This is a genomic window from Bacteroides sp. 90-K9/2 (assembly GCF_047310725.1).
Taxonomy (GTDB): Bacteria; Bacteroidota; Bacteroidia; order Bacteroidales; family Bacteroidaceae; genus Bacteroides; species Bacteroides vicugnae.
Genome location: NZ_JBCGVL010000002.1, coordinates 282,213 through 296,861 on the forward strand (window position 1 = coordinate 282,213; position 14,649 = coordinate 296,861).

A 14,649-nucleotide genomic window follows, 5' to 3' on the forward strand; every position below is an offset into this window, starting at 1 on the left:
TCTTACAACCATCTTATACATAGGTGGTTGTCTTGTTTTGTTCATATTTTGTTCCTGTTTTGTTTTACCTTTTTCTCTCTTTTCTTAGCCTTTTGTTTGCATGGTTGCGGATGATTTGGGATAGATTTGCAATTGTTATCATTGTCCTGTTGGGCGCGTTAACTAAATCTATATAATCTGAAATGATCCGATGAAAAAGAAGAAATGGATATGCTTGTTATTATCTGCATTGTTGGGGGTAGGCACTGCTTTTCCTCAACAGAGCAAAGAATCACCTGTAGAAAAAGTAAAGAAGATTGGTGATAAATTGATTAGAGAAACTCCCTTTGCTTACAAGCTGGGACTTGCTTCTCGTAGTACTTCTTTCAACACGTTAAACTTTGTGGATTTCGGGCGTACCTTCGGTTTGGGACAAGAAGCTGTGGCCTATGCCTATACACAGCTATCGTTTCCCCGAGATACCACCATACGTGTAGAAACAGAGCATAACGATGCCTGTAAAATCTGGTGTAACGGACAACTGGTTTATGAAAATAAAGGGAAGCGGGATATTAAGATAAACCGCGGAGAACGAAGTATGCAGATGACTTCTTCATTCTTGCTTCCGTTGAAAAGTGGTAATAACAATGTGTTAATAAAGTCGGCCACTTTCGGCAAAGAATGGTGTGTGTTCTTACAACCACCAAGTGATAATGATGCCGTTTTATCCATTGTCCGAAGTTATCCTCAAATAGGTTTAACCAATTTGAATAATGTTGATAAACAAGTATCCAACCTTACCAACTGGCTCATTATCGGACCTTTTCGGGGTGGCATTGACGTAGTGCATGAACCGGAACAGGAATTCAAGTTTGGATATATGTATAAAGGACTTCATTGTCCGGTGACTTGGACAATTCCTAAAATAGAGGTACTCGGAGAGATGATAGATCCCGAAGTTTGGGGAACTACTTACCAATGGAATTACCATAATGGAGGTGTTGCCTGGGCCATGCAGCAACTTGGTGAACTGACCGGAGCAGATAAATATACCAAATGGGCAACTGACTTCTGCGACTATCAAATGGAAGGCATGCCATTTGTTGACTATCAAGTCAACAATTTGCGGGCATATAATTCAGCCAATGCGATGGTAATTAATTCCACATTACTTGATTTTACATTAGCTCCCTCACTTCCCATTCTATACCGTTTGCGTACAGATAAGGATTTTAAGAATAGAGACATTTATCAGGCATACATCGATAAAATGACAAACTATGCACGTTTCGGGCAAATCAGAAGTGAAGGAATGACCAATTATACCCGTGATACACCGGAAAAATATACAGTGTGGGTAGATGATATGTTTATGGGTATTCCTTTCTTGATACAAGCTGGATTGTATAGCAATTCACCGGAGTTGCGAAAGATATTCTTCGATGATGCAGCCAATCAGATTATAGATTTTACGAAACATGTATGGAACAAAGACACTCGTCTTTATATGCATGCTAATTATACATCACGCCCCGGCATTAAACTACCTCATTGGTCACGTGCCAATGGATGGGCTATTTGGGCTATGTCTGACGTATTGATGGCATTGCCTAAGAGTCATCCCAAATACAAAGCAATACTCAAGCAATATCAGACTTTTGTCTATTCTCTGATAAAATATCAGAGTCCTGACGGATTCTGGCATAATGTAATCGATCGTAGCGATTCTCCCAAGGAAGTTTCGGGTACGGCCATATTTACAATGGGTATAGCACGCGGTATCAGGTATGGCTGGCTGGATAAGAAAAAATTCATACCAATTGCATTGAAAGGATGGGATGCAGTGGCATCCGAGATCGAAGACGATGGAACGGTACATAAAATCTGTATAGGAACCATGTGTACTGAAGATGTAAACTATTATATGAACCGTCCATTTTTCGATGATGATACACATGGATCGTTTGCCGTCATATTTGCAGGTATAGAAGTCCAGCGAATGATGGATGAATACGCCAAATAACTGATGTAAAAAAATAGATATCCAAATATAATATTATGAAAAAGATACTTGTACTAATGGCTTTGTCTTTCATGCTTGTCTCGACATTGGCAGCACAGATGAAAGACCCCCAAGACTGGGTAGGCTACGAAGAAATAATGGGTGTAAAAAATGGACTAAGATTTTATGATTTCGATGTAAATCTGATAGAATCGTCTGCTCCTGCTAATGTTTTTTGGCCGGAGGATGATATCCGGCTCAAGTTTCAGTTGATTAATAACACATCACAATCAATAGATATAGATGCGAAAGTACATATCTTTCGCTATGGAACGAAAGGAATCCCTAATGATATTTGGTTGCCCCAGATGATTAAGCTTGATTATGAGAAAGTGATTCCTGTTCACCTATCAATCTCGCCGAATGGCTATGTCAATACGTCTGTATCGGTAGACGATATTAAGGATTTTGGAGGATATGCCGTTGTGTTTGATCTTGGAAAGTACGGGCGTCGATTGGGTACAAGTTTTGTCTATAGCATGAAGCCGTCATTAGTGAAAATGCAATATCCCAAACAATCTTTGGATTATTTGGGAGTAGATTTTTTGAATAGAGTAGGTGTTCAGTCCATTCGCTACGGTATTCCTTTCGTATCGACTAATAGTTCGGATTATCAAGGATTCCGACAAGAGTTGAAGAGATTGATGAAAGATTTCATGGATAACAATATCACTGTTATGCTGATGTTTGGTGAGGGACGTATGGCACAGTCCATGCCTTTGGGTACTACCAGGCCGCATTTGGATGAGAATGGAAAATTTCTTCATACGAAGCAGGATTTGGTATGGCTTCCCGAATTGGATGAAGACTTTAAGAAATTCGTAAAAGAATTATGTCTTGATTTTGGCTGGCCCAAAGGACCGGTAACGGCTGTCTGTTTGTGGAACGAACCGTGGGAAGGAACTTCCATATCCGGTTGGCAGGCTGATATGATAAGATATAAAGAGATATATACGAAAATGGCTGAAGCGGTGCTTGAAGCCCGGAAGAAAAACATAGATGTTCTTGTGGGAGGAGGCGACTCTAATTCGAATGCGTTGGATAAGTTTTTTGCTGATGGAACAATGGATATGTTGCCAATCTTTGATTTTCTCTCCATTCACTATCAAGGTATGGAGGCACCGGTATTATATCCCGAGTGGAATAAGCGTAAGGATAACAAGGGGCGTGTGAAAATATGGGATACCGAAAGTTGGGTAGGAAATACCGACGACCGTGTGGGGCTTGTTATTGCAGCCAACCGTTCCGCCGGATATGACAGATCGATGGGTATATTTGGAGGTTATATGTATTCCGGGGATCCGAACCGGTCAGTGCGTAGTATGGAGGTTCGTACCGAAAAAGGAAAGGAGACAATGCCTAAACTCCACAATACATGGTCTGCGGCAGCTGCTGTGGGAGCAGCACAAAGTATGATCGGAGAAAGAGAGTTTGACAGGCTTCTTTTTAAAAATGGGTTGCCTTGGGTAATGATCTTTGATGGGTATGAAAATAAGAAAGACGACGGAACAATTGTGATTACCGGAGATTTGGGTGAAGCATTCGGTGCAGAGAATATCCTTTTCAGAAATGTGCGTAGCCTAAGCGAAGCGAGAAAAAAAATCGACTTGCATCATAAATTGAAAACATTACCTGCAAATAGTGCTGAACGTAAAAAGATAGAAAATGAACTGAATACCTACTATCCCATTACTGACGGGAAAATGATATTGAAAGCCAATCCCTCCTTCCTGCTTTATGATTTCTATGGAAATGTCATTGCTCCTAAAAATGGAATCTACGAAATCCCTCTTAATTATCAGGGATATTATATGCGTGTAAATGGTGAGAAGGGAGCTTTTGACAAACTTGTTTCTGCCATTAGTAAGGCAGACATCGTGGGGTATGAACCTATAGAAATAATTGCGAAAGACTTTACAGCTCCCATTGCCAGCAAACCGGAAATGGAACTTCAACTGACCAATATCCTCAATCGTCCGGTGAAAGGTGTATTGTCTGTTTCTATTGGTAATCTGGATATATCTTATCCGCAGAATGTATCGTTTAAGCCTAATGAGACAAAAATAATCAGAGTGAAAGTGGCAAATGGGACTGCCAGTGTAGACAATAACTATCCGCTTGAAGTTCATTTCGATGCCGGAAAAGATGGATTCGCCGTACATTGGGAAAATATGCATGTCAATTACATTGCAAAAAAAACAATGAAGATAGATGGTAATCTGAATGACTGGCAAAATATGATCTCACAAACGATAGAAGGTTCTTCCAAGGCCAGCATTTCTTTGACGGAAGCTGCATGGTATCCATATCAAAAGTTTGATAGTAATGCGGAAGGATTGGCACATACCTACCTGGCTTACGATGATGACTATTTTTATTTTGCAGCAAAAGTTGCGGACAAAACTCCCAATAAGGGAACATTGAGATTTGAGACTCGCAATGATGATGATTATTTCTATCCTGACACAGCTTATATGCAGACCATATATGCCATGCATTCTACCATAGTGACACAGCCTGCGGCAGAATCCGATCCAAAAGCATTGCAATTGCCTTCGGCAAAAGGGCGCATGATGAATTATATGGAAAATACATCTACTACTCTGTCGATGGGTATGGATATTCATTTGCCAAAAGATAAATATGTCCGCACTTCTCTTTATTTCCCAAGTATAAATCAGAATGGGCTATCTGTTACTGTTTATGACAAAGAAAGTGGCAAAGAATTACTTTCTACCAAGATAGACAAGCTATGGAATGGTACTTATCTGACATTGGATTTATGTGGTAATGTGCGCATACGTTGTTCATCTTATGGTTGGTGGTACACAACAAAATTATCAGGTATCTTTTTTGATTCATCAGACAATGTTGTTAACTCGGGTAATACCGGTGCTTCAGCAAAACTTGTAAACCGTGATTTTGATACTGTCGGAAACTGGATTGGTAAATACGGGAAATTAGGATATTATTTGATTGGTGCAGATTCTTCTTTGCCTCAAGATGTTACTTGCAATGTTGTTTCTCAAGATGATTTGGTTCCTTTGGTATGGCCGGAACAGGTACGTCGTTTCACTTACCGTAAAAGACCGACATTACCGGATGGCACCAATGGGATAGCAACGGATAATATACTTATTGCTTTCAATGTAATTCCAATCGGCGAAGATGGTATGGAAGCTGAAACGAAAGGCACCATGCCGCGTTACATCGGTTATAAATGTACAGATTATGAATACGCCTTGAATACTGTTGCTCCCGAATATGGCGGTGGTTTTGAAATATGGAGAATGCTTGTTCCGGGTATGCCGCGAAAACACTTCTATCCTCGCCAACCCAAATCTCCATTTGACGGGGCTGTAAAAGATGGAAAATTGATTACCACACGTGAAGGTAATACATTGTATTATGAATGTGCCATTCCATGGTCCGAAATACCGGATGTGAAAAAAGCCATTGATAAAGGCGATAAAATTAAATTCTCTGCCCGAATCAATGATGATGGCGCCGGGGCTGCTTGTATGGAAATAGCACGCGGACGAAGTGTTTCGAAGAAAAACTCCAGAGCATTCCATCCGGACTGGAAAGAGCATTGGGCAAACGAGGTTGAGTTTGGAGTAGAGAAATAAAGGATATCGGAATGATAATTATTGAAAGTGATAGAATGAAAATGAAAAAACAACTAATAATCATATTTCTATTATGTCTGGCTGCTAAAGGGATTTCACAAATACCTTTTGATGGCAGTGATAGCTATGCTACGCCACCCATAGGATTCGGGCAAAGTGAATTTGAAAACCCTTTAATCAACAGTATTAACAGGGAACCATACGGTGCAACATCTATTTCATTTCCTACTGAAACAGAAGCGTTGCAAGTAAAACGCTCTTCGTCCTCCCGGTATCAGTCATTGAATGGAACATGGAAATTCAAGTTTATTACAGATTGGGACAATCTTCCGTCTGATTTTATGAAAGTAGAGACAAATGATGATTCCTGGGACAATATACCTGTTCCGTCTACCTGGGAAATGAAAGGATATGGCGATCAGGTTTATTGTGGACAAGGTTATGAATTTCGTCCTGTCAATCCTCCGTTTGTGCCACGTAAAGATAATCATATAGCATTATACCGGAAGACGTTTGAAGTACCTGCATCATGGGAGGGACAGAATGTATTGATTCATTTTGCCGGAGTCAGAGGGGCTTTCTATTTGTATGTCAACGGAAAAAAAGTCGGTTATAATGAAGATGGCGGTACTCTGCCTGCAGTATTTGATATGACTCCTTTTCTAAAAAAAGGAAAGAACCAATTGGCTGTCCAGGTGTTGAGATGGAGTGATGGCTCGTATCTTGAAGATCAGGACCATTGGCGCTTTCATGGCATCACCCGGGATGTTTATATTGAATCACGCCCTGATGTTTTCATACAGGACTTTGCTGTAATTACAGATTTGGACAAAGATTATAAAGACGCAAAACTGCGTATACGGCCTGTCATATCCAGCAAGAAAACGGTAGATGTTTCCGACTGGATGCTTGAAGCCAGATTATACACCAAAGAGGGTACTCCTGCCCTCGGAGTGGATATGTCAATGCCGGTCAAGACGATTACGACCGAAAAGTATCAACAGAATTTTTCATTGGCAAAATATCTGGAAACGAATGTAAAGGCACCTTTGTTATGGTCATCCGAAACGCCTAACTTGTATATCATAGTCCTGACATTAAAGGATCATAAAGGTAACGTAGTAGAAGCAAGAAGTTCCCGTATCGGTTTTCGCAAAGTTGAATTCAAGAACAACCATGAACTGTGCGTGAATGGAAAACGCGAATACATCTATGGAGTAAACAGGCACGATCATGACGCATGGGAAGGAAAAACCGTTCCTTATGAAAGAATGGTACAGGATGTGACTTTAATGAAGCAGTTCGGTTTTAATTCCGTAAGGACCTCCCATTATCCTGCAGATCCGGCATTTTATGATTTGTGCGATGAATATGGCATTTATGTCATGGACGAAGCAAATGTGGAAACCTGTGGAGCTGATGCTGAACTTTCAAATAATGAGTGGTGGCTTTTTGCTCAAATGGAACGTGTTGCCGGGATGGTAAAAAGAGATAAGAACCACCCGTCTATTATTTTCTGGTCGTTGGGGAACGAATCGGGTGTCGGAGCAAACAATGCTGCACGGGCCTCATGGGTTAAAGATTACGATCCTACCCGCCTTGTACATTTTGAGGCCTATATGCACAATGGAGGTTCAAGACAATATGGTTATGGCATTGATTTTATGAAGACCAACCGTCCGGCAGTGAATCCTCCCGAACCTCCGGCTGTAGATGTTGTCAGTACTATGTATCCGTCTGTAGAAGGAATTATAAAGCTTGCTACTCAAGAAGGTGAAACACGTCCGGTATTGATGTGCGAATATGCTCACGCGAAGGGTAATGCATTGGGTAATCATCAGGAATACTGGAATGCAGTGAAAAAATACCCACGTCTGATAGGTGGTTATATCTGGGATTGGGTGGATCAGAGTGTAATTAGAAAAGACAGTGTAACAGGAAAAGAATATTTCTCTTCCCTTAACGGCACTAATGGGCTTGTTTTTGCCGATCGGAAAATAAAGCCGGCTATTAATGAATGTAAGAAAATCTATCAGCATATCCGTTTTGATTATTCTAACGGGGAACTGACCATCAGAAACGAGTATAATTATCTGCCGCTTTCCACATTTCGTTTTTCATGGAAATTAATGCTAAACGGTGAATTGATAAAAAATGGCGAATTGACCGATATTGAGGCTTTTCCGGGCACTTCTGCCAGAGTGAAAATAGATACCGGATATCCTGATTCCGGACAGAAAGGGGAAGTCATACTCGAAATCAGTGCTTATTTAAAGAAGGGTACTATTTGGGCACCTAAGGGATTTGAAATCGCATGGGAGCAATTCACCTTGCAAGAAGGAAAGGTAAATCCTACGGTGGAAGGAAACACAGGAAATGGCGGAAAGCTGACTGTACAGAAGAAAGCGAATGAAATAGGTATTTATAATGATCGTATAAATATTGTGTTCAACAAGAAAACGGGGCTCATTCAAAGTTGGATCGTAGGTAGTAAGGAATTTTTGGAGAGAGGTCCTCGAATCAATCTGTGGCGGGCTCCGACCCATAATGATGGCGGTTACCGTCCTAAAACAGAGAATGAAATTTCTCGTCAATGGGTAGAAGCCGGACTGGATAGTTTGCAACATAAATTGAAATCGTTTAAGCTGACTGAAGAAAAGAATGGTACAGTCAGTGTGGCAACAACATTTATTGCACAAAAAACGGGAAATAAGTCGTATGTGGAATATATCACTAAATATATTGTTGATTCTTCCGGAAAAGTACAGATAGATACTGATCTGAAGCCATTTGGCAATATAATCAGCTTCCCCCGTATAGGCTATACTATGACTGTAAAGTCTGGCAATGATACTTTTTCATGGTATGGCTACGGACCGTATGACACATATAACGACAGACATTCGGGAGCTCGTTTGGGTAAATTCTCAGGAACTGTAGATGAACAGTTTACGCATCATGCGTATCCTCAAGAGAATGGAAACAAATATCATTGTTCATGGGTTTCATTGACCGACAATGAGGGAATTGGACTTATTGTTGAAGGTATGCCATTTATTGAATCCAGCGTAATGCATTACTCCCTTGAAAACCTGTCTGAAGCTATAGATGAGAGCCAATTAAAGCGTACTGACAACGTCACGTGGAATATCGATTATAAAACATATCCGATTGGTAATAGGAGTTGCGGACCTCCCCCACTCGAACAATATGTACTTTTTGCAGAACCTGTGTCTTTTAGCTTTTGTATTTATCCGGTTCTTAATCAAAAGGCTGTCCAGTAAGCTTTTAAATTTATAAAAGGGTCGTCCGAAAAGTCTTGATCTAATGAATCACCTTTGCTACAGCATATCGTAGCAAAGGTGATTTCTTTTTTCAGGAACTTTCAATCCTCTCGTCAGAATAAGGTGTAGCATTGGTCATTTAGAATTCAGTGATGAAAATGGCCAACTGTACACGGTCCTGAAAGTGTATTTGTATAATAAATGGAATAGTGTGTATGTATCATAAATTTATCGTTTATATATATAGTACACGGTTGTTTGTTTCTTACGATATTTATTTTATTGAAATATCTTTATTGTTTATGCATAAACAGCTTTATCGTTTCTAATAGATTTTTGAAGAGTTTATTAGAAACGTTGTTTGAGTTTATTAAAAACTATATGGAAGATTTTATCGGCATTTATATTGAATTTATGTAACAAGAAAGGCTGCAGAATTCATAGAATTTCGCAGCCTTAGCTATTGACAGGATTTCTGTCCACTGTATTTTTATATAATTACTTAGTTTATTTGTTTCAATTTATTTGTTTTTAAATCCATACTTTATTCGTCTTTTTTGATTGATGATCTATATTCTTGTTCTACAAATATACAACATAAAAAGAGCGTTTCCAAATTTTTGCGATATACAGAATTAAAAGTATTCTTAGTGGTTTGTATTGAACACCTTACTTCTGAAATATTTCAGGGTATTTCCTGATAAAATAAACAGGCGTACAGCTCCAAGCGTGGCAATAGCTGTTGATAGGATAAAAATCGTATGGAGAAATAAAGTCGTTTGTAGGATCGTATGCCTCCCAAAATGTATCGGCTCCTTTGGCAATCATTCCTCCCCAGTAATTGACTAAAGCCTCTTTTGCTTCGAGGTTCATTCCGCAATCTATCAGCGACTGAATATAATAATGATACATATAAGGAGTGCCGGGATAACAAACATCCTGTGTTGTAGTCAATGCTGATAAAGCTTTTTTGCCTTCAGCTTTACTGGCAACTCCGCTTAAGATCATCCATATTTGTGAAGCATAGGAAATCTGCTTGTCGCCTGTTCCGACGAAAAAGCCGGTTTTCCGGTTGTATAAGTTTTTGCGGGCAGCCTTTATCATTTTATCAGTTAATTGAGGCAAGTCGGCAACTTCTTTTTCTTTTCCGAGCAGTTGAGCCAGCTTGTAGGATTCCTTTAGTGCGAATATGGATACTCCTTGTAAGGGAACCTCTTTATACAAATCCTCTTTCCAATCGAAAAATACCCACCAGTCTTTCTTTACTTTCTCAAAATCCATCAATCCGTCCGTCTTGACATTGGTACGGACAATATCCAGCTGCTTTTTAGCCACAGGCCACAAGTCTTTGACAGTTTCCATATCGCCTGTTGCTTCCAGGTAGTCTTTCAATGTTACATTATATAATAGCGCATATTCATAAAGAAACTGTTTGTCCTGGGCTCTTGGCACAGGATTTTCAATTACAGTAGCCAACAGATATCCGTTCAGATCGCTCAATCCGGCCAATAAATACAAACACCGTTTTGTAAGGTCGTGCTGCTTGTAAGAATAATTGTTGCCAAGAGCTTCCAGATATAAATCACCGATCCAAAGACGCTGATCTCTCTTCGGACCATCCTCGTAAACGGTTTGCATACATTCTTTCAGTGTATTGAGTCCGACACGATCTATTTTCCTTATCATGGGATCAACTGTCTGCGGAAGCTCTTCAGGTATGTTTCTGGCAGAAGTTTGAGCCATACATTTTATATCATGTATGTTGAAATCATAATAAGGGGAACTGCCCAGCAACTCTATTTTCACATAGCGGAAAGCCAGCCTGCGTGAAAGATTGACTGTTTGCGGCACATACATTACAGAAACAACTTCGTCCTGCAGCCATGCCCTGCTTAAGCCTTCTTTATAAGAATCAAAAGGGACAGCTACTTCCGAAGGAACTTCTCCGAAAGTCAATTTAAACCTTAACGGACCGTCGGCTGCAAGCCCGGTACTCCTTACAGAGAAACTAAAATATCCGGTCAGATGCTCTCCGAAGTCAATCGTAATTTCTTTTTTCAGTCTGAAAGGCATAGAGTACAAGGAGTCGATAGGACTGACATCTACTGCTTTGTATTTCTGAAACGATTGTGCGTCGGGTACAATATCCACTACTTTCAGTGGCTTTTTCTCTGTGATTATAAGTTTCGGTTTATATTGCTCTGCTTTTTGTAGCCACTGCTTACGGTTGTTCCCATAATAGTCTTGGGCAAAACAAGCAATTGTGACGAATACCAGTGGCAGGCTGAATAAGATAGATTTCGTCATATTATTAATCCTCTTTACTATCTGTCACGTTCCAATTTCTGAAGTCATACACGCGTGATTCTTTTCCATGCGAAACATTCAGGAAACGTCCGTTCACCGCTTGTTCCATCCATGGGTTTGAATACAAAGGCCAATTTTCATAATCCACCTTTTCTCCGTTGATGAAACGTCCGTAGTTATAGATAATTTTTAGTGTATCACCGTTAAGTGAGTGATAAATGGTCTGTCGGTATTCCGGATTAGTAACGATGTATTCCAGTTTCGTTGTTTTTAGTATATCTTCTGCAAACAGGTCCAAAGCTGTTTGCGTTCCTGTAGGCTGATATTTATCCGGCAAACAGGTTTCTATGACTGCGGCAGTGCCACGTTGGTCACAGCGTAACATCTTATGTTTTACCCCGCGGAACATCCGGTCTTCGTCCCATGTGTATGGATGACAGAATTTTACGGCAAACAGAACACTTCCTCCGTCAAAGAATATCCAGCCGGATTTGTCTTCTTTCATTTGTTTTATTGCATCAATAGGCACTACTCCTGTCACATACGGATGGGGTTCTTCCGATTCTATTTTATACATGGCCAGCAACGTGCCGTTATGTTGTAGCACTTGTTCGCGGCAAGTAGCTCCGAAAAGGCTTTCGGCTGATCTACCATAATGACTGATATGAGTCAGGAAGAAAGTACTTGCGGGTGCATCCGATTCCCATACTAGTTTCCACCGGCGCATCTGCGCGCTCCATCCCAGACTGATTCCATCCCATTGACTGGCTAATCCATACGTTTTGTTGATATATGTATATTTCTTGAATCCCCATGGATAGTTGAGTTGTGCAAATGGAGTCATATCATGCGATTCTTTATGTACGTATGCATTTTTTCTATCCGATGCTATATGCTGTATAATCTCTGGTACACGATAGGAAGAAACGGCCGCCAGTACAGAGTAAAAGCCTTCATTGTTCACAATCAACTCTCCGTTTTCATACTTTTGCTCTAATACCGGATTGGGACCGCCACCAAAAAACAACCAGCCTAAAAGTGGATAAGGACTCATCATATGAGGAGAACAAGCAAAATAATATTCCCGTAGAGAGGAAGATATGAAATAACCATTCAACCATTCGGGTGCCATGTTGAGTAAATGCCATTCAAGAGTCATTTGTACCTGTTTCTTAAATTCAGCATCCTTGCTGTGGTCATACAAAGAAAGAAGGCAAGTGATATAGAATGTGCCGTACGTAGGAGAATCAAACTCTTTGATACCATAACGTACCGTCTTATCCATTACATCCATAAGTACTGAACGGCAATGTGCCATTACCGTGTCGGCTTTCCCCCAGTCGGGGAAAGCCAGTGCGGTAAGATATCCAGCTGTTTTAAACATCAGTCTATGATTTTCGGTACTTCCATCTGCCAAATAATCCTCGCTTGTCATACGTTTCCGTACCTTCTCTTTCAGCTCTTTCGGGTATACAGACTGAAAGCGTAGATACGCGTCGATATTCTGATGACAATCGAACATGTCGAAGGGTGCATCTTCCTGCATCCGGTTCAGCATATCCAGAGCATACTTGACATCTTTCTTTGTTTCCAGGCGAGCTAAAACAAATCCCATTGCTGTCTTGATGTCGTTATCTCCCCAATATTGGTCGTTTGGACGGGCTTTGGAGTAATAATCAAGGAGATATTTTTTCCGCTCGTCAAAAGAAGACGCAGAGGTGAGAGAGAGAAACAGAAAAGCAAATGCCAGTAAAATCAACAGCTTTTTCATACTTAATATCCTTTACTTTGTTTCATTAATGGATTCGTTCTCAATTCACTTTCAGGTATCGGAAGATAATAGTCTTGTGGATCGTAATGTACAGTTCCTGCCTTTGTTGAAGGATATTTGGCCAATTCCTGTTCCAATATTCCCCAACGGCAAATATCATACCAACGGATATTTTCAAAGAATAGCTCTTTGTAACGTTCTTCCTGAAGGATTTCCATGGTGACAGTCGAAAAATCTTCTCCTTTTGTACCGGGTACGTCGTAGTTACTTTCTCCCCATGCCCGGCGACGGACTTTGTTCACATATTCGGTGGCCACATCTACAGAGTTCAGTTTGAGCATTACTTCGGCATACATCAGATAAATATCCGCCAAGCGGATGATATCTACATTCTTGGTTGAGAATACAGGTGAAGACACGTTATAGAAGTCGGTATACTTACGTGCGTAATATCTGTAATCGGGCACATCCGTATCCGCCTTTATAAATGTAATGCCGGTAGTGGCTGTACTCCAAGCTTGCCATGTATAATCGTATAATGTAGCTTCATACAGACGTGGATCGTCTCCGAATCGTGCAGCAGTACGTTGATCGACGAAAAAGTTGTTCCAGGCACCCGGAGCTCCTCCGAAGATACGAACCAGGTGATGTTGGGGGGCATCATCATAGGCACTTCCTGACGAGAGGTAATATTGCAGGGAGAAGATACATTCGGGATTGTTGTCCGTATGCTGAATGTAATCTGTAAAGTTGACCGGTTTGTCCAATTTGAAGCGGCTGTCGCCTATCACTTTCTCAAATTCTGTCTTGGCATTGGCATAGTCGCTCATATACAGATACACTTTTCCGAGTAATGCATGTACAGCCGGTTTTTGGGCCCATCCCTGGTCTTTTGTATAATCAGTGTCTGTATAGCCGGGACCGGGTACTGCAGTATTGACCGGGATCTGGTTGTCTCCAATGCAGGTTTCGGCTTTTTTCAGATCCTTGATTATCAATTGATAACATTCTTCAATAGTTGATCTGGCTGTAATTGCATTACTAGCGTCTGCAATACCTTCCATCAGAATGATTCCTTTCGCATCCTTGTTGTTTGGATACATTCCCCCGAAAGAAGGTCCTTGTTCTCCGAACAGGCGTAATAGATCGAAATGTATGAATGCTCTTAAAAATAAACTTTCACCCTGGAAGTTCATTACCATTGTTTTTTTCTCTTCATCCAGCGCTTCCAAGTCTACATGGTCGATCAAGTCTAGCATGAGATTGGCAGAAGCCAAGGCTTTATAGTATTTTATGTAGGCCTCTTCTACATTCTTGTTGCTGGAAGTGAGCCCATTGATGGCCCATTGATTACGTTGTTCTTCGCCCAGCCAATCAATATCCATTTCGTGCGACATGGTTGACATATATTCCGTCTGTCTTCCATAAAGCATGATAGAACCTAGAGACCTGTAAGCGCTTCCCAAAAATTCGCCTAACTTTGCGGGGTTTTTTTGTATGATTTCTCCAATATTATCGTCTGATACAGACGTTGTTAGAGGATGATCCAGAAAATCACTGCATGCTGATGTCAGAAGCAGACATCCTGCTATGAACATATATTTAATTTTCATATTT

At 40.6% G+C, this 14,649-nt stretch carries 6 protein-coding genes; 3 read left to right on the forward strand and 3 right to left on the reverse strand.

Annotated features, from left to right (window positions below):
• Positions 1-190 precede the first annotated feature (190 nt).
• The 3 genes from AAHJ11_RS08565 to AAHJ11_RS08575 are packed head-to-tail and all read left to right on the forward strand — an operon-like array spanning position 191 to position 8,954.
• Positions 191-2,002, forward strand: a complete 1,812-nt coding sequence (locus AAHJ11_RS08565; RefSeq protein ID WP_320974710.1) for a glycoside hydrolase family 105 protein — start codon at positions 191-193, stop codon at positions 2,000-2,002.
• Positions 2,003-2,037: 35 nt separating this feature from the next.
• Entirely contained in the window at positions 2,038-5,670 is a 3,633-nt protein-coding gene (locus AAHJ11_RS08570; protein WP_320974709.1) for a hypothetical protein, read from the forward strand.
• 41 nt (positions 5,671-5,711) lie between these two features.
• Positions 5,712-8,954, forward strand: coding sequence for a glycoside hydrolase family 2 TIM barrel-domain containing protein (locus AAHJ11_RS08575; RefSeq protein ID WP_320974708.1), 3,243 nt, complete (start codon positions 5,712-5,714; stop codon positions 8,952-8,954).
• 669 nt (positions 8,955-9,623) lie between these two features.
• Here AAHJ11_RS08575 and AAHJ11_RS08580 read toward each other — a convergent pair.
• From AAHJ11_RS08580 to AAHJ11_RS08590, 3 genes are read right to left on the reverse strand one after another with little or no spacing between them, the layout of a single operon-like run.
• Entirely contained in the window at positions 9,624-11,261 is a 1,638-nt protein-coding gene (locus AAHJ11_RS08580) for a glycoside hydrolase (protein WP_320974707.1), read from the reverse strand.
• Between the two features lie 4 nt (positions 11,262-11,265).
• Entirely contained in the window at positions 11,266-13,032 is a 1,767-nt protein-coding gene (locus AAHJ11_RS08585; protein WP_320974706.1) for a hypothetical protein, read from the reverse strand.
• A 2-nt stretch (positions 13,033-13,034) separates the two neighbouring features.
• Positions 13,035-14,645, reverse strand: coding sequence for a RagB/SusD family nutrient uptake outer membrane protein (locus tag AAHJ11_RS08590; RefSeq protein ID WP_148367697.1), 1,611 nt, complete (start codon positions 14,643-14,645; stop codon positions 13,035-13,037).
• Positions 14,646-14,649: the final 4 nt, after the last annotated feature.